Origin of the sequence: Streptomyces sp. NPDC059696 (assembly GCF_042733745.1) — a bacterium.
Lineage (GTDB): Bacteria > Actinomycetota > Actinomycetes > Streptomycetales > Streptomycetaceae > Streptomyces.
This window is the reverse complement of the sequence record NZ_JBHWFG010000007.1, coordinates 194,576-210,776: the sequence shown is the minus strand read 5'-3', so window position 1 is coordinate 210,776 and position 16,201 is coordinate 194,576. Positions and strand designations below refer to the sequence as shown.

At 71.1% G+C, this 16,201-nt stretch carries 13 protein-coding genes; 7 read left to right on the top strand and 6 right to left on the bottom strand.

What is annotated here, in order from left to right; translation table 11 throughout:
* The first annotated feature begins 388 nt into the window (after window positions 1-388).
* Together ddaH and ACFV20_RS10345 are read left to right on the top strand one after the other, a co-directional pair.
* The gene (ddaH, locus tag ACFV20_RS10350) at window positions 389-1,165 is read left to right on the top strand and encodes a dimethylargininase (protein ID WP_385654744.1); all 777 of its coding nucleotides are present in this window, start codon (window positions 389-391) and stop codon (window positions 1,163-1,165) included.
* A 192-nt stretch (window positions 1,166-1,357) separates the two neighbouring features.
* Window positions 1,358-2,335: an acyl-ACP desaturase gene (locus tag ACFV20_RS10345; RefSeq protein WP_385654742.1), complete on the top strand. Its 978-nt coding sequence runs from the start codon at window positions 1,358-1,360 to the stop codon at window positions 2,333-2,335.
* Window positions 2,336-2,459: 124 nt separating this feature from the next.
* Here the strand turns inward: ACFV20_RS10345 and ACFV20_RS10340 are convergent, their stop codons facing one another.
* Window positions 2,460-2,705 carry a WhiB family transcriptional regulator gene (locus tag ACFV20_RS10340; protein ID WP_385654740.1) on the bottom strand — a complete coding sequence of 82 codons (246 nt, stop codon included), beginning with the start codon at window positions 2,703-2,705 and terminating at the stop codon, window positions 2,460-2,462.
* 223 nt (window positions 2,706-2,928) lie between these two features.
* Between ACFV20_RS10340 and ACFV20_RS10335 the strand changes: the two genes are divergently transcribed.
* Window positions 2,929-3,714: a VOC family protein gene (locus ACFV20_RS10335; protein ID WP_385654738.1), complete on the top strand. Its 786-nt coding sequence runs from the start codon at window positions 2,929-2,931 to the stop codon at window positions 3,712-3,714.
* 95 nt (window positions 3,715-3,809) lie between these two features.
* On the opposite strand, the gene ACFV20_RS10330 is transcribed toward ACFV20_RS10335, so the two are convergent.
* Together ACFV20_RS10330 and ACFV20_RS10325 are read right to left on the bottom strand one after the other, a co-directional pair.
* The gene (locus ACFV20_RS10330; RefSeq protein ID WP_385654736.1) at window positions 3,810-4,847 is read right to left on the bottom strand and encodes a LacI family DNA-binding transcriptional regulator; all 1,038 of its coding nucleotides are present in this window, start codon (window positions 4,845-4,847) and stop codon (window positions 3,810-3,812) included.
* A 98-nt stretch (window positions 4,848-4,945) separates the two neighbouring features.
* Complete coding sequence (locus ACFV20_RS10325) at window positions 4,946-6,019, bottom strand: multicopper oxidase domain-containing protein (protein WP_385654735.1); 1,074 nt, start codon at window positions 6,017-6,019, stop codon at window positions 4,946-4,948.
* Between the two features lie 189 nt (window positions 6,020-6,208).
* On the opposite strand from ACFV20_RS10325, the gene ACFV20_RS10320 reads away from it, so the two are divergent.
* Window positions 6,209-8,689 carry a ThuA domain-containing protein gene (locus ACFV20_RS10320; RefSeq protein ID WP_385654731.1) on the top strand — a complete coding sequence of 827 codons (2,481 nt, stop codon included), beginning with the start codon at window positions 6,209-6,211 and terminating at the stop codon, window positions 8,687-8,689.
* Window positions 8,690-8,733: 44 nt separating this feature from the next.
* Window positions 8,734-10,881: an OmpL47-type beta-barrel domain-containing protein gene (locus ACFV20_RS10315; RefSeq protein WP_385654903.1), complete on the top strand. Its 2,148-nt coding sequence runs from the start codon at window positions 8,734-8,736 to the stop codon at window positions 10,879-10,881.
* Here ACFV20_RS10315 and ligD read toward each other — a convergent pair.
* Entirely contained in the window at window positions 10,868-11,899 is a 1,032-nt protein-coding gene (ligD, locus tag ACFV20_RS10310) for a non-homologous end-joining DNA ligase (protein ID WP_385654729.1), read from the bottom strand. The genes ACFV20_RS10315 and ligD overlap by 14 nt on opposite strands.
* 74 nt (window positions 11,900-11,973) lie before the next feature.
* Here ligD and ACFV20_RS10305 point away from each other — a divergent pair, with 74 nt between their 5' ends.
* Window positions 11,974-13,038, top strand: coding sequence for an ATP-dependent DNA ligase (locus ACFV20_RS10305; RefSeq protein ID WP_385654726.1), 1,065 nt, complete (start codon window positions 11,974-11,976; stop codon window positions 13,036-13,038).
* Window positions 13,039-13,129: 91 nt separating this feature from the next.
* On the opposite strand, the gene ACFV20_RS10300 is transcribed toward ACFV20_RS10305, so the two are convergent.
* Entirely contained in the window at window positions 13,130-14,320 is a 1,191-nt protein-coding gene (locus ACFV20_RS10300) for a zinc-dependent alcohol dehydrogenase (protein ID WP_385654725.1), read from the bottom strand.
* A 204-nt stretch (window positions 14,321-14,524) separates the two neighbouring features.
* Here ACFV20_RS10300 and ACFV20_RS10295 point away from each other — a divergent pair, with 204 nt between their 5' ends.
* Window positions 14,525-15,505: a DUF3048 domain-containing protein gene (locus tag ACFV20_RS10295; RefSeq protein WP_385654901.1), complete on the top strand. Its 981-nt coding sequence runs from the start codon at window positions 14,525-14,527 to the stop codon at window positions 15,503-15,505.
* Between the two features lie 42 nt (window positions 15,506-15,547).
* Here the strand turns inward: ACFV20_RS10295 and ACFV20_RS10290 are convergent, their stop codons facing one another.
* Window positions 15,548-16,012, bottom strand: a complete 465-nt coding sequence (locus ACFV20_RS10290; protein WP_385654722.1) for a MarR family winged helix-turn-helix transcriptional regulator — start codon at window positions 16,010-16,012, stop codon at window positions 15,548-15,550.
* Window positions 16,013-16,201 lie beyond the last annotated feature (189 nt).

The following is a 16,201-nucleotide window of genomic DNA, read 5'->3' as shown; positions in this document are numbered from 1 at the left end:
CCGGGCGCCCGGCTGGGTGCCGGGGCCAGGGGAGGTTGCCGGGCGGCGGGTGGGTGCCGGGGCCGTGGGGTGTTACCGGGCAGGTGAGGGTGCCGGGGCCGTGGGGTGTTACCGGGCAGGTGAGGGTGCCGGGGCCGTGGGGTGTTACCGGGCAGGTGACGGTGCCGGGGCGGTGGGATGAGTTGCCCGGGTGGGTGGTGGGGTACCCGTGGTGCGGTGGGTCGGGTGACTCGGCGGTGATCCGGCCCGCTCCGGCCATCCACGGGGCTGTCCTCTCCCCCGTTCGCCCTGCATGATGGTCGGCCGACGCCCCGACGGGCTCCGGTCGATCCCGGAGACTTCCGTCGGTGCGGTCCCGACACGTCCCATCCGATACGGAGTCCCGCTCGTGCCCAGCAAGAAGGCCCTCGTCCGCCGCCCCAGCCCGCGTCTCGCCGAGGGGCTGGTGACGCACATCGAGCGGGAGCGGATCGACGCCGGTCTCGCCGCCGAGCAGTGGTCGGCGTACGTGGAGGCCCTGCGCACGCACGGCTGGGAGACCATCGAGGTGGACCCGGCGGACGACTGCCCGGACTCGGTGTTCGTCGAGGACACGGTCGTGATGTACAAGAACGTGGCCCTGATCGCGCGTCCGGGAGCCGATTCCCGGCGGGACGAGACCGCCGGGGTCGAGGAGGCCGTGGCCGGTCTCGGCTGCTCGGTGAACTGGATCTGGGAGCCGGGCACCCTGGAGGGCGGGGACGTCCTGAAGATCGGCGACACGGTCTACGTGGGCCGGGGCGGCCGCACCAACGCCGACGGCGTCCGGCAGCTGCGCGCCGCGTTCGAACCGCTCGGCGCGCGGGTCGTCTCGGTGCCGGTGAGCAAGGTGCTGCACCTGAAGTCGGCGGTCACGGCGCTGCCCGACGGCACGGTCATCGGACACATCCCGAAGATGGACACGCCGTCGCTGTTCGGGCGCTTCCTGCCGGTCCCCGAGGAGGCCGGGTCGCACGTGGTGCTGCTCGGCGGTGACAAGCTGCTGATGGCGGCGAGCGCGCCGAAGACCGCCGAGCTGTTCGCCGACCTCGGGTACGAACCGGTCGTCGTGGACATCAGCGAGTTCGAGAAGCTCGAGGGATGTGTGACGTGTCTCTCGGTGCGGCTGCGGGATCTGTACGTCTGAGCGGACCGTGCCCTTCCCCTTCACCCCTTCGACCTGCGGGTCCGGGGGAGCTGCGTCGTGCTCCAGGGCGACCCCGCTGATCAGTGGCCTTTACAGCACCCTTAATCTACGGCTTCGTAACCTACGGAGACGTAGCCTACGATGCCGTAGGTTTACCGCTCACCGCTCGTACGCTTGTCCCCTGGAGAGTCCATGACGATCACCACTCCCCACCTCGGCAGCCCGGCCGGCGCCTGGACCGACGCTCAGCTGCTGTACGCCCTGGAGGAAGTGGTCGAGAAGGAACTCAACCGGCATCTGAAGATCGCCAAGGACTGGATGCCGCACGAGTACGTGCCCTGGAGCGACGGGCGCAACTTCCCCGGTCTGTTCGAGGACGGCGAGGCCTGGGAGAAGGAACAGTCCAAGGTCACCGAGATCGGACGCATCGCGCTCGTCGTCAACCTTCTCACCGAGGACAACCTGCCCAGCTACCACCATGAGATCGCCTCGCTGTTCGGCCGCGACGGCGCCTGGGGCACCTGGGTGCACCGCTGGACCGCGGAGGAGGGCCGGCACGGCATCGTGATGCGGGACTACCTGCTCACCTCGCGCGCCGTGGACCCGGACAAGCTGGAGCAGTTCCGGATGGCCCACATGAGTGAGGGCTTCGAGCACGACCACCGGCACTCGATGCTGCACTCGGTCGCCTACGTGGCCTTCCAGGAGCTCGCCACCCGCGTCTCGCACCGCAACACCGGCCACCAGTCCGGGGACCCGGTCTGCGACCGCATGCTGGCGCGCATCGCCACGGACGAGAACCTGCACATGGTCTTCTACCGGAACCTGCTGAAGGCGGCCTTCGAGCTGGCGCCCGACCTGACGATGATGGCCGTGCGCGACGTCATCGTGAACTTCCGGATGCCCGGCCACGGCATGCCCGGCTTCGAGCGGGCCGCCGCGCAGATGGCGATCGGCGAGATCTACAACATGCGCATCCACCACGACGACGTGCTCCAGCCCGTGCTGCGCTTCCTGAAGATCATGGAGATCGACAACCTGGGCCCCGAGGGCCGCAAGGCGCAGGAGGAGCTCGGTCTGTTCATGGGCGGCCTGGACGCCGAGGCGTCGAAGTTCGACGAGAAGCTGGCCACCCGCAAGGCCCGCATGGCGGCCCGGGCCGGCGCCTGACGCCGACCGGCACGCACGGAGACAGGGCCCCGGCCGCGACGCGCGGCCGGGGCCCTGTGCGGTACCGGTGCCCGGTGCGGTACCGGTGCCCTGTGCGCCCGCGCCGGGCGGCCCAGGGCCGCGGCTACCGCGCCACGCGTCGCAGCTCCAGCCGCTCCTTCTCCGAAAGGCCGCCCCAGACGCCGAAGCGCTCGTCGTGGTCCAGCGCGTACGCCAGGCAGGCCGCGCGGATCGGGCACATACCGCAGATCCGCTTCGCCTCCCGCACCGAACTGCCCGGCTCGGGGAAGAAGAAGTCCGCCCCCGTCTGCGCGCACAACGCCTCTTGCTGCCATTCGAGTTCGGGCGAGGTGATGGTGTCGATGTGCATGCCCGAGAGCGTCGTGGACGGTGAAAAACGTTCGATCAACGCGGGATCAACACCGCGTTCACGGCCCTCCGGCCGCTCGATGATCGCCCGCCGGACAGGACGGCGCACGGCGGCGCGCGGGAACTGCCACCACGCGCACCGGCCGCGCTCCGGCGGCGTTCGTCACCGGGCGGTGCCAGACTCGGCAGTGCAGACGACGGGCCCCTGTGCGAGGAGGGCGACGATGCTCACCACCCGTTACGTCCCCGGCGCTCCGAACTGGATCGATGTCGGCGCTCCCGACATCGACGGCGCCGCCGCCTTCTACGGAGCGCTGTTCGGCTGGCGGTTCCAGCCGGGCGGCCCGGAGGTCGGGGGCTACGGCCTGTTCCGGCTCGGCGGCAGGACGGCCGCCGGAGGCATGCAGACCACGCCGGAGCAGGGCCCGCCCTCCTGGACGGTGTACTTCCACTCGCCGGACGCGGACGCCACGGCGCGGGCGGCCGAGCAGGCGCACGGCGCGGTGACGGTGCAGCCCATGGACGTCCAGGACCTGGGCCGGACGGCGATCCTCGCCGACCGGGCGGGGGCGGCCTTCGGCCTGTGGCAGCCGGGCCGCACCAAGGGGCTGGAGGTCGTCCAGGAGCACGGCTCCCTGTGCTGGGTCGAGCTGCACACGGCGGACGTCCCGGCCGCGGCGGCCTTCTACCACTCCGTCCTGGGCCTGGAGACCTTCGGCGCCGACTTCGCCGGCGGTGCGTACACCACGTTCCACCCCGCCGGGCAGAGCGAGGACGCGATGTTCGGCGGGGTCGTGCCTCTGGCGGAGGCTCCTGCGGAGGACGAGGCGTACTGGCTGCCGTACTTCGAGGTCGCCGACACGGACGCGACGGTCGCCAGGGCCGCGGAGCTGGGCGGCACGGTCCGCCTCCCGGCCACCGACATGCCGTCCGTCGGCCGCCTCGCCGCACTCGCCGACCCCTACGGCGCCCGCTTCGCGGTGATCCACAGCGCGTCACGGCAGGGCTGAGGCCGCCGAGGGCGCCCGTCGGACCGTCCCGTTCGCCGGTCTGTCAGGGGTCTTGCCACTCCGAGCGAGCCGGACGCTCCGAGGGGAGGGACCCCTCAGGCGGATGCGCGTCGCACCAGCGTCGTCGGCAGTACCACGCTCGACGGGGTCGCCCCGACGCCCTCCTGTGGGGCGTCGCGGTCGAGGCCGCGCAGCAGAAGGCGGGCCATCAGGCGGCCCATCTCCTCTATGTCCTGACGGACCGTCGTGAGAGGAGGGTCGGTCTGTTCCGCGACGGGCCGCATGTCGTCGAAGCCGATCACGGCCACGTCGTCGGGGACACGGCGGCACGACGCGCGCAGGACGCGCAGCGCGCCGGAGGCCATGAGGTCGTTCGCGGCGAACACCGCGTCCACGTCCGGGCACCGGTCGAGCAGTTCGCGCATCGCCCGCTCGCCTCCGGCCGGGGTGAAATCCGATGCGGCGATCAGCCGTGGGTCGGCGTCCACCATGACGTCCCGGTAGCCGTCGAGGCGGTCCGCGGCGGAGGTCTGGTCGAGGGGGCCGGTGATGTGCGCGATCCGGGTGCGGCCGAGCCCCGCCAGGTGCCGTACGGCGTCACGGGCGCCGCCGCGGTTGTCGCTGTCGACGTAGACGACGTCGCGCCGGTCCCCGCTCCAGCCGGGCCGGCCGCCGAAGACCGTGGGCACGCCGGCCCGCTGCGTCAGCTCCGGCAGCGGGTCGTCGAGGTGCAGGGAGAAGACGAGGGCGCCGTCGACATGCCCGCCGGCCAGGTACCGGCCGACCCGGGCGTGGTCGTCCCGGCCCTCCGTGAGCAGCAGCACGAGCTGGTTGTCGTGGGCGGTGAGTTCCTTGCTGATACCGCGCAGCTGGAGCGCGAAGAACGGGTCGGCGAAGACCCTGGTCTCCGGTTCGGCGACGACGACCGCGACCGCGTCGTGCCGTCGGGTCACCAGGGAGCGGGCGGCCTGGTTGGGCACGTATCCGAGCTCCTCCACGGCCCTGCGGACGCGCTCCACGAGGACGTCGCGCACGCCGTCTCCGCCGTTGACCACACGGGAGACGGTGGCCCGCGAGACCCCGGCCCGGGCGGCCACGGCCTCCAGCGTGGGGCGTGGCGCTGTGTCGGTCACTTCGGGGCTCCTCACCTGCGGCTGCCGCTCAGGATAGCCCCGGTACGCAGCGTGGTGAGAGCGCTCTCGCCCCTTCGGGGGAGCGCGCGGAGCGCCTGTCAGTGCTGGTGGCCGCCGCCCGTCGGCTCCTCCTCGTGCTCGTGGCCGCCGTCCGCCGGCTCCTCCTCGTGCTCGTGGCCGCCGTCCGCCGGCTCCTCCTCGTGCTCGTGGCCGCCGTCCGCCGGCTCGCCGTGCTCGTGCGGGTCGTACCCCGGGATGGTCCCGTCCGGCTTCTTCACGAGGAACAGTCCCACCATCCCCATGTCGGAGTGGCTCTGCACATGGCAGTGGTACATCCAGGCGCCGGCGCCGACCCCCTCCCCCGCGATCACCTGGAAGCCGAAGGAGTCGGCCGGGCCCGTGATCTTGTTGTCGATGACCTGGCTGGGATCCTCGGGGCCGGTCAGCAGGCCGGTGCGGTTGTCCGCCCAGCGGTGACCGTGCATGTGGAACGTGTGGTAGAACTCGCCGTGCGTGATCACGACGAACTCGACGCGATCCCCCACCGTGGCCTCGAAGTTGGGCCCGGAGTGCGGCGGCTTGTTGTTGATGCGCATGTCGTTGAAGACGACCGTGTGGGTGCGGTCGGGCAGGACGTCGCCCTTGCGGCGGACGACGACCGGGCCGAAGAGGCCCTTCTGCAGGCCCACGGTGCCGTGTTCGGTGCCGACGACGTGGTCGTGGTAGTGCCAGTAGCCCGCGCTGCCCGAGCGCCAGGTGCCGTCCTTGCGGCGACCCGGGGCGTGGGTGCGCCAGGTGTAGGTGCGGGTGCCGCCCGGCTCGACATGACTGCGGTTCAGTTTCGTGCCGTCGCTGGTGATCTCGTAGTCCAGGCCGTGGACGTGCAGGCTGACGTCCACGTCCATGGTGTTCTCGAACTCGACGTGCAGTGTGTCGCCCTCGTTGAGTTCGATCAGCGGGCCCGGGACGGTCGCCTTGCCCTTCTCCAGGCCGTAGCCCATCTGCCCGTCGGGGAGCTTCTCGGCGTACAGCTTGATGCGCTTCACCTCGCCCCCGGCGGGGGCCGTCTTCACCGGTCCGGCTGCGCTCACGGCCTCCGGCGCCACGGACAACGATGTCGCGACGGCCGCGCCGCCCAGCAGGACCCGCCGGTTGAAGCTGCGTCTGTCCATGCGGAACTCCCCACCCTGGTAAGGCATTGACGGAGGCGTACCTGTGATGAACCGGTGCGACGGTACCGGCCGTTCTCCCGTTTATCCACACTCAAGACAAAGTTGACGCCATCCCGGTCATAGGTATTGGCGAGACATGCAAAGGGGTTTAGCTTCCTTGGCGGTGTTGCTGTGACCGAGGAGGTGCCCATGCACTTACGAGGGTGGAGCAAGTCGAGACGCGTCTGGGCGGCGTCCGTCGCCGCCGGGGTCGTGACCGCCGGGCTGCTGTCGGGTCCGGCCGCGCACGCGCGTCCTTTCCCCGAACCCCCGCTGACAACGATGTCGATCAAGTCGCCGCCGGGCGGCGCGAATGTACGGGTGCTGATCTTCCACGGTTCCGCGGCGGCCGGGGAGGAGTCGCCGGTGGTGAACGCCGGGATCGAGGCCATCGAGGACATCGGTCTGACGGGCCCGGCGAACCGCCGCTTCAAGGTGCAGGCCACCGGCGACGCCTCGGTGTTCACCGACGAGACGAAGCTGGGCCGCTTCAACGCGGTCGTGTTCCTGACCGGCGGGGGCGATGTCCTCGACGCGGAGCAGGAGGCGGGCCTGGAGGCGTACATGGAGGCCGGCGGCGGGTTCGTCGGCATTCACGACGCGGCGCGCGCGGAGCCGTACTCGGACTGGTTCACCGGCCTGGTGGGTGCCCGCCCGGCCGCCTCCAGCCCGACGGCCGTGCAGCGCGCGACCGTGGAGGTCGGCGACCGCCGGCACCCCGCCACCAAGGGCCTGCCGATGCAGTGGAAACGCCCGGACCGGTGGCTGAACTGGGTGAAGAACCCCTCCGGGGACGTGCACACGGTGGCCCGGGTGCGCGAGTCGACCTACCAGCCGGGCTCGGGCTCCAACGGCTGGGACCATCCGGTCAGCTGGTGCCGTGACTACGACGGCGGACGGTCCTTCTACACGGGCATGGGCGGGACGGTGTCGTCGTACGACGAGGCCGACTTCCGCGACCATCTGCGCGGCGCGCTGATGTGGACGACCCGGCTGGAGCAGGCCGACTGCAAGGCGACCATCACCGCCCACTACGCGGCGGAGCGGCTGACCAAGCCCAACCAGCCGGGGCAGAACGACCAGATCGGCGAACCGCACGGGATGGTCACCGCGCCCGACGGCCGGGTGTTCTACATCGGCCGGGGCGGCGCCGACTCCTCGCAGCCCGTGATCACGGACTGGAACAACCCCGACATCGGCAAGGGCAGGGGCGAGATCCACGTCTACGACCCGAGGACCAAGCAGGTCACCCTGGCCGGCGCGCTCACCGTCTTCGGCAACAAGGGCGGCGGCGACGAGCTGGTCAAGGTGGAGGAGGGGCTGCTCGGCATCGAACTGGACCCGGGGTTCGCGCAGAACGGCTGGGTGTATCTGCACTACACGCCGCACGAGCGGATCAACCGCGAGACGCGGATGGCGGAGCGGCGGGTCTCCCGCTTCACGCTCGACCGGGCCACGAACAAACTGGACCTGTCCAGCGAGAAGGTGCTGCTGAAGTGGCCGGTGCAGATCCACAGTTGCTGTCACGCGGGTGGCGGCATGGCCTGGGACTCCAAAGGCAACCTGTACATCGCCACCGGTGACAACAACTCCAGCGGCTTCAGTTCCGGTTACTCGGGCAACAACCCGGAGCCGAACTACAAGGGCGTGTCCTTCGCGGACGCCCGCCGCACCGCCGGCAACACCAACAACCTCAACGGCAAGATCCTGCGCATCCACCCGGAGCCGGACGGGACGTACACCCTCCCCCGGGGCAACCTCTTCACCGGCAAGGAGCCCGACGAGGGCGGGGGCAAGACACGCGGCGAGATCTACGTAATGGGCGTCCGCAACCCGGCGCGCATCTCCGTCGACCCGGCGACCGACGTGCTCTACGCGGGCTGGGTCGGACCGGACGCGAGCACGCCCTCGACGACCTGGGGCCCGGCCAAGTACGACACGTTCGCCGCCATCACCGAGGCGGGCAACCGGGGCTGGCCGTACTGCATGGGCAACAAGCAGCCCTACCGGGACCGCAACCTGCCGGATCCGTCCAAGCCGCTGGGCTGGTACGACTGCGACCACCCGAAGAACGAGTCGCCGAACAACGACGGCCTGGTCAATCTGCCGCCGGTGACAGGCAACAACATCTGGTACTCGCCCTCGGGCGGCGGCCCGGACTACCCGCGCGACGCGAACGGCGTCCCGTCGTACAAGCCGGCGGAGGCCACCTACCGGCTGCCCTGGCTGAAGGGCGGCGGGCAGGCCGCGATGAACGGGCCGGTCTACCGGTACGACCGGGTGGCGGCCGACAGTGCCGTGAAGTGGCCGGCGTACTGGGACGGCAAGTGGTTCGTCGGTGACTTCTACGACGCCGACCAGCCGCGCAACGCGGTGCTGATGGACCCGAAGACGCAAGGCGACGGCGGTCTGCCGGTGCACTCGGAGTCGCTGAAGAAGATCGTGCCGGTCGGCAACGACGGCATCAAGAACCTGATGGACTGGAAGTTCGGTCCGGACGGCGCGCTGTACGTCCTCGACTACGGGCGCGGCTTCTTCACCTCGGACTCCAAGTCGGCCCTGTGGCGGGTCACCTACAAGGGCGGCGGGCCCACCCCCGCCGCCGGCCAGTTGGCGAGGGGGACCGAGTGATCCGGCGACGAAGAGTCTGGGCCGCCCTGCTGGCCGCCCTGCTGATGGTGCTCGGCGTGCAGGCCCTGCCCGCCGCCGGGCAGCCAGAGACGAAGGCCGCCGCCGACCAGGTGCTCACCTGGACGGCCGGCAACGACATCGACAAGTACCTCTCGGCGCCGAAGACGGCGGTCGCCGGCCCGGCCACGATCGTCTTCGAGAACAGCGCGGCCACCGGCAACACCACGGGCATGCCGCACACGCTGACGTTCGTGACCAGCGACCCCGAGTTCAACAGCGACGTGCAGCTCAACATCCTGGCCAACCCGAACGACGCCCAGGGCGGCAAGCACACCGCCCAGGTCACGCTCACGCCCGGCCGGTACTTCTACCACTGCACGATCCCTGGTCACGGCCAGATGCAGGGCATCCTGACGGTGGCCGAGGGCACCGGCGAGGACACCACGGCACCCGAGGCGTCGGCGCACGTCAGCGGCACGCAGAACGCGCAGGGCGAGTACGTCGGCTCGGCGAGCGTGGCGCTGCACGCGAGTGACGAAGGCGGCTCCGGCGTCGAGCGGATCGAGTACGCGCTCGGGGAGGCCGGTGCCTGGCAGCCGTACACCGCGCCGGTCGTCGTCGACCAGGTCGGCAGCCACACGGTCCGCTACCGCGCGTTCGACAAGGCGGGGAACGTCTCAGCCGAGAAGAGCGCCGTGTTCACGGTCGTCGCTCCCCCGTCGGACGACACCACCGCGCCGGAGACCTCCGCGACGGTGAGCGGCGAGCGCGACGCCGCCGGTGCGTACATCGACATGGCGACGGTCACCGTCTCGGCCTCCGACACGGGATCCGGGGTCAACACCATCGAGTACGCGGTCGGTTCGGGGGCCTGGCAGCCCTACTCCGGGCCCGTGATGGTCCACCAGGCGGGTGAGCACACCGTCCGCTACCGGGCCACCGACAAGGCGGGCAACGTGGCGGCGGAGAAGAGCGTGAGGTTCACGGTCGTCGCGGCGCCGCCCGCGGACACCACCCCGCCGGTGACGGGCGTGACCGTGGAGGGCACGAAGAACGCGAACGGGGCGTACGTCAACAGTGCCCGGGTGACGGTCACGGCGACCGACGAGCACGGCTCGGGCGTCGAGCGGATCGAGTACTCGCTGGACGGCGGCCCCTACCTGGCGTACTCGGCGCCGGTGGTGGTCGACCGGGCGGGCGCGCACACCGTGGCGTACCGGGCGACGGACAAGGCGGGCAACACCGCCGCGGCCCGCACGGTGACCTTCACCGTCGTCTCCGGGCAGGTCCCGGCACCCGACTGCCCGGAGTACGACGAGCGGTTGACGGTGATCGTCGGCACGGTCGACTCGGGCGTGCGCAACCGGGTCACCGACAACCGCTGCCGGATCGGCGAGCTGATCGAGGACGAGAAGGAGTGGACGTCCCAGGCGCTGTTCCTCAAGCACGTGGACTCCGTCCTGGAGGCGCTGCTGAAGGAAGGGGTGATCGACGAGCGGGAGTCCAAGGCGATCCGCAAGGCCGCCCGGCAGTCGGGCATCGGAAAGCCGGGACAGACCGAGGGCTACCGGGCGCTCTTCGACGGCACGGCCGAGTCCCTGGCCAAGTGGCAGCAGGTGGGCGGCGGTTCGTTCGGGCTGAACCCGGACGGCACGATCACCTCCGGCACCACGACGCCGGGCATGGGCATGCTGTGGTTCCCGCAGCGCAAGTACGGCGACTTCTCGCTGAAGCTCCAGTGGCGTGACGACGCCCCGGGCACCGGCAACGCCAACTCCGGTGTGTTCGTGCGCTTCCCGTGGGTCCACGACCACCCGGAGGAGTCCCGCCCGGAGTGGGTCGCCATCAAGTACGGGCACGAGGTGCAGGTGCTCGACCGGCCCGACGGCGACATGTACAAGACGGGCTCGGTCTACGGGTTCGACCGCGTCGGTCTCGCCGGTGCCGGTGTCACCCAGAAGGGCACCTGGAACGACTACGAGATCCGGGTGGAGGGCCAGCACTACTCGGTGCTGCGCAACGGTGTGCTGATCAACGAGTTCGACAACACCGGCGGCCAGGAGTTCAGCCCGCCGCGCTCGGACGACCCGGGCACGGACGGGCGGCGCTTCGCCTCCGGCTACATCGGGCTCCAGGTCCACAGCACCACGGACGTGGTCTCGTACCGCGACATCCGGATCAAGGAGCTTTAGGAGGTTCCTTCTCCTTGCGGGCCCTGCTCGGCTGTACCCGCCTGGGCTCCCCCGGCATCTTCGGATACTCGGGCGGGTACGGCAGGTCGCCCAGCCCGTGGTCGTGTTCGTCCCGGCGGGCGAGGTCGAGCAGGGCTTCCAGGGAGTAGCGCTTGTCGTCCATGTCCGCGTGCACGTCGCCGAGTTCGGCGAAGCGCGCGGGCATGGTCGCGAGGTCGAAGTCCTGGGGGTGCGCGATGCCGACCTCGTCCCAGCGCAGGGGCGCGGAGACGGGAGCGTGCGGGCGGGGCCGTACGGAGTAGGCGGAGGCGATCGTGCGGTCGCGTGCCGTCTGGTTGTAGTCGATGAAGATGCGCTCGCCGCGCTCCTCCTTCCACCATTTGATGGTCACCTGCTCGGGCATCCGCCGTTCCATCTCCCGGCCGACGGCGATGGCGGCGCGCCGCACCTGGGTGAAGGTCCAGCGCGGTTCGATGGGCACGAAGACGTGCAGGCCCCGGCCGCCCGAGGTCTTGGGGAATCCCCGCAGTCCGCCGAACTCGTCGAGCACGGCCCGCAGTTCGTGGGCGGCGCGGGCGGCGTCGTCGTAGTCCGTGCCGGGCTGCGGGTCGAGGTCGATGCGGAGCTCGTCCGGGTGGTCGACGTCGTCGCGGCGGACCGGCCAGGGGTGGAAGGTGAGGGTGCCGAACTGGGCGGCCCACACGACCGCCCCTGCCTCGGTGGGGCACATCTCGTCGGCGCTGCGGCCGCTGGGGAAGGTGATGTGGGCGGTCGGGATCCAGCCGGGCATGTTCTTGGGCGCGCGCTTCTGGAAGAAGTTCTCGCCGTTCACGCCCTCCGGGTAGCGCTCCAGGGTGGTGGGCCGGTCGCGCAGGGCGCGCAGGATGCCGGGGCCGACGGCGATGTAGTAGCGGGCGAGGTCCAGCTTGGTGAAGCCGCGCTCCGGGAAGAACATCTTGTCCGGGCTGGACAGCCGTACGGTCCGGCCGTCCACCTCCAGTTCCACCGCGTCACCCATGCTGGACACGGTAGGCCGAGCCCTCGCACCTCGCATATCGGGCGGACCGGGGTGTATCAGAGCAGAATCGACCCATGGATCTGCCGGTGATGCCCCCTGTCCTGCCGATGCTCGCCAAATCCGTCGCGGCGATTCCCGAGGGCATGCAGTACGAGGCGAAGTGGGACGGCTTCCGGGCGATCGTGTTCCGCGACGGGGACGAGGTCGAGCTGGGCAGCCGCACCGGGAAGCCTTTGACCAGGTACTTTCCCGAACTGGTGACGGCCGTGCGGGAACGGCTGCCCGAGCGGTGCGTGGTGGACGGGGAGATCGTGATCGCGCGCGAGGGACATCTGGACTTCGACGCGCTGACGGAGCGGATCCATCCGGCGGACTCCCGGGTGCGGATGCTGGCGGAGCGGACGCCGGCCTCACTGGTCGTGTTCGATCTGCTCGCACTGGGCGGCGAGTCGCTGATGGACGCGCCGCTGACCGAGCGGCGGGAGCGGCTCACCGAAGCGCTGTCGGGGGTGCGGGCGCCGGTCCACCTGGCGCCGGCGACCACCGACATCGAGGTGGCGCGGCAGTGGTTCGAGGAGTACGAGGGGGCCGGTCTGGACGGGGTCGTCGCCAAGCCGCCCGCCGTGCGCTACCGGCCGGACCAGCGCGCGATGTTCAAGGTCAAGCACGAGCGGACGGCGGACGTCGTGGTCGCCGGGTACCGCCTGCACAAGAGCGGCCCGGTCGTCGGTTCGCTGCTGCTCGGCCTGTACGACGACCGGGGCACCCTCCAGCACGTGGGGGTGTCCGCCTCCTTCACCATGAAGCGGCGCGCCGAGCTGGTGGAGGAGCTGGAGCCGCTGCGCCTGGACGACGTGAGCGGGCACCCGTGGGCGGCGTGGTCCGAGGAGGCGGCCCATGAGAAGGCCCGGCTGCCGGGGGCGCCGAGCCGCTGGTCGGGACGGAAGGACCTGTCCTGGGTGCCGCTGCGGCCGGAGCGGGTGGCCGAGGTGGCGTACGACCACATGGAGAACGGGCAGCGTTTCCGGCACACCGCCCGTTTCCGCCGGTGGCGCCCGGACCGGACCCCCGAGAGCTGCACGTACGCGCAACTGGAGGAGCCGGTCCGCTACGACCTGGCGCAGATCCTGGGCGCCTAGGGGTCGATGGCGCTCGGGGAGCCCATGGTGGCAGGGTCCTCAGCGGCGCTGTCCTCAGCGGCGCCGGACGGCCCTCACGGCCGGAGTTCCCTCACGGCTGCATGACGACCTTCACCGCGCCGTCCTGCTTGCGCTGGAACATCTCGTACGCGTGGGGGGCCTCCGACAGCGGCACCCGGTGCGTGGCGAAGTCGTCCACGCCGAGGGGGTCGTCGTCGGTCAGGAAGGGGATGATGTCGTCGGTCCAGCGGCGGACGTTGGCCTGCCCCATGCGTATCTGGATCTGCTTGTCGAACAGGGTCAGCAGCGGCAGCGGGTCCGCCATGCCGCCGTAGACGCCGGACAGCGAGATGGTGCCGCCGCGGCGTACCAGTTCGATGGCGGTGTGCAGCGCGGCGAGGCGGTCGACGCTGAACCGCTCGGCGATCGGGCCGCCGAGCTTCCGGGGCAGGATCGCGGCGGCGTTCTGCACCATGCGCGCGGCGGCACTGCCGTGGGCCTCGGTGCCGACCGCGTCGATCACGGCGTCGGGGCCGCGGCCGTCGGTCCGGTCGCGGATGGCCTCGACGAGTTCCTTCTCGTCGTCGAAGGACCTCAGGTCGAAGGTCTCCACACCCCGTGCCTTGGCCCTGCGCAGCCGGTCCGGGACCAGGTCCACGCCGAACACCCGTTCCGCGCCCTGGAGCCGGGCGACGCGGCAGGCCATGTCGCCGATGGGGCCGAGACCGAGCACGGCGACGCTGCCGCCCTTCGGGACGTCGGCGTAGGCGACCGCCTGCCAGGCGGTGGGCAGGACGTCGGAGAGGTAGAGGAACCGGTCGTCGGCCGGACCCTCGGGGACCTTGATCGGCCCGAACTGGGCCTGCGGGACGCGCAGGTACTCGGCCTGGGCGCCGGGCACCGCGCCGTAGAGGCGGGTGTAGCCGAACAGGGCGGCCCCCATGCCCTCGCCCCGCACCTGGGTGGTCTCGCACTGGGTGGGCAGCCCGGTCAGGCACATCCAGCAGTTGCCGCAGGCGATCTGGAACGGGACCACGACCCTGTCCCCGACCTGGAGGTCCTGGACGCCCGCACCGACCTCCTCGACGATGCCCATGGGTTCATGGCCGAGGATGTCGCCGGGGGTCATGAACGGGGTGAGCACTTCGTACAGGTGCAGGTCGGATCCGCACAGCCCGGTGGAGGTGATGCGGATGATCGCGTCCGTCGGTTCCTGGATCGTCGGATCGGGCACGTTCTCCACCCGGACGTCCCGCTTGCCCTGCCAGGTCACTGCCCTCATCGCCTCGCGCTCCCTCCGTCAGCGTGCGCGCCGGTCGTACGGCGACGCCCGGGTACCCGGACACCCCGCGCTGAACCTTGAGCCGATCGGCGGACGCGGCGCGGACACCCGCCCGGCTGGAACGATCGACTATGGCCATCGATGTTCAGATAAGCGCACAATCAAGACACATCGAGGACATGGGGCGCGGTGGCGACGGTGAGCATGAGACGAGGGGCGCGCGCACGGCGCGCCACAAGGGCGGCGGCGCTGCTGGCCGCCGCGGTGACGACCGCCCTGGTGGCGGGCTGCACCGCCGGCAGCGGACCGGGCGACGACGGCCGCGGGGCACCGAAGGACGCGCAGCACAGCACGGCCCCGTCCGCCACCGGGCCCTCCGCGCTCGTCGTCAAGATCGACAACGCCGCCGCGGCCCGCCCGCACACGGGCGTCGACGCCGCGGACGTGGTCTACGCGGAGCAGGTCGAGGGCGGGCTGAGCCGGCTGATCGCGGTGTACGCGACCCGGCTGCCGAAGACGGTCGGGCCGGTGCGCAGCGCTCGCGAGTCGGACCTGGAGCTGCTGCGCCAGTTCGACCGGCCCACGCTCGCGTTCTCCGGGGCGCAGAAGAAGCTGCTCCCGCTGATCGACAAGGCGCCGCTGCGGGCGGAGACGCCGGGCAACGCCGCGGACGCCTACTTCCGCGGCAGCGACAAGCCCGCCCCGCACAACCTCTACCTGAACCCCCGGCGCATCGTGCCCGAGACCCCGGGCAAGGCGGCCCTGACCACCGGCTTCCGCTACGGGACGGCGCCCGCCGGCGGCACGGCGACGGCCTCCCGGACGGTGCGCTACCCGGCGGCCCGCTTCGGCTTCACCTGGTCGGACTCCCGTGAGCGCTGGCTGATCGGCATGGACGGCACCCCCGCGACGACGGCCGACGGCGAGCGGATGACGGCCGCGACGGTCGTCGTGCAGTACGTGAAGGTGCGCGCGTCGTCCTTCCGGGATTTCCTCGGCAACAACACGCCCTACACCGAGACGGTCGGCTCGGGGAAGGCTCAGGTGCTGCGCGACGGGCGTGCCTGGGACGTGCACTGGAAGCGGGAGAAGGCCACGGACGGCACCTCCTTCACGACCGGCGACGGCACGCCGGTGAACTTCGCCGAGGGCCAGGTGTGGGTGGTGTTCGCCGAGGCACCCTGACCGGCCCGGCAACCTCACCGGCCCCGCCGCCCCGGACCCCAGTCAGCGGGGCGCCGCCACGGGCTCCCCGGGATGGCGCAGTCCCTCGGCCGCGTCCGCGACGCGCCGGATGAGGTCGAAGAACACCGTCCGCTCGTCGGCGGTCAGCGGGGCGAGGAACACCTGGTTCATGCGGGCGGTGCGCACGGTCAGCCTGCGGTGCGTGCGCACCCCTTCGTCCGTCAGGCGCAGCAGCGAGCGCCGGCCGTCCTGCGGGTCACGCACCTTGTCGAGCAGCCCGCGCCGGCTCAGCCGGCTGATCACCTCGGCGACGGTGGACCGGTCGAGCCCCACCCGCTCCCCCACCGTGCGCTGGTCCAGGCCGGGCTCGGCGACGAGGGTGTTGAGGACCGCGTACTGGGGCGAGGTGATCTCCTCGGAGACCATCGCGTTCCACAGCAGATAGTGCGCCTGCTGGAGCCGCCGGGCCAGGTGCCCGGGGTGGGTGGTGAGGTCCGCGGCCGCCATGGACACTCCTCGCTCGATTCGTTGGTGCACTGAACACTACTCAGCATCCCGCCCCCTGTCTGCCGAGTGCGCAGAGGTTTACCGCTGCATGGGACGAGGTCTTGACGGCCCCTTCATCACGGTGGCAGCGTGAGGGCAGCTCGCGAAAATACTCAGTGCCCTGATTAATCGGGTCGGATCGCTCGGAAG

What these genes read in the sequence shown, in the direction of transcription:
- ACFV20_RS10345 (WP_385654742.1), top strand. Translation starts at nt 1,358, where the DNA reads ATGACGATCACCACTCCCCACCTCGGCAGCCCGGCCGGCGCCTGGACC.
- ACFV20_RS10340 (WP_385654740.1), bottom strand. Translation starts at nt 2,705, where the DNA reads ATGCACATCGACACCATCACCTCGCCCGAACTCGAATGGCAGCAAGAG.
- ACFV20_RS10335 (WP_385654738.1), top strand. Translation starts at nt 2,929, where the DNA reads ATGCTCACCACCCGTTACGTCCCCGGCGCTCCGAACTGGATCGATGTC.
- ACFV20_RS10325 (WP_385654735.1), bottom strand. Translation starts at nt 6,019, where the DNA reads ATGGACAGACGCAGCTTCAACCGGCGGGTCCTGCTGGGCGGCGCGGCC.
- ACFV20_RS10320 (WP_385654731.1), top strand. Translation starts at nt 6,209, where the DNA reads ATGCACTTACGAGGGTGGAGCAAGTCGAGACGCGTCTGGGCGGCGTCC.
- ACFV20_RS10315 (WP_385654903.1), top strand. Translation starts at nt 8,734, where the DNA reads ATGGTGCTCGGCGTGCAGGCCCTGCCCGCCGCCGGGCAGCCAGAGACG.
- ligD (WP_385654729.1), bottom strand. Translation starts at nt 11,899, where the DNA reads ATGGGTGACGCGGTGGAACTGGAGGTGGACGGCCGGACCGTACGGCTG.
- ACFV20_RS10305 (WP_385654726.1), top strand. Translation starts at nt 11,974, where the DNA reads ATGGATCTGCCGGTGATGCCCCCTGTCCTGCCGATGCTCGCCAAATCC.
- ACFV20_RS10300 (WP_385654725.1), bottom strand. Translation starts at nt 14,320, where the DNA reads ATGAGGGCAGTGACCTGGCAGGGCAAGCGGGACGTCCGGGTGGAGAAC.
- ACFV20_RS10295 (WP_385654901.1), top strand. Translation starts at nt 14,525, where the DNA reads ATGAGACGAGGGGCGCGCGCACGGCGCGCCACAAGGGCGGCGGCGCTG.
- ACFV20_RS10290 (WP_385654722.1), bottom strand. Translation starts at nt 16,012, where the DNA reads ATGGCGGCCGCGGACCTCACCACCCACCCCGGGCACCTGGCCCGGCGG.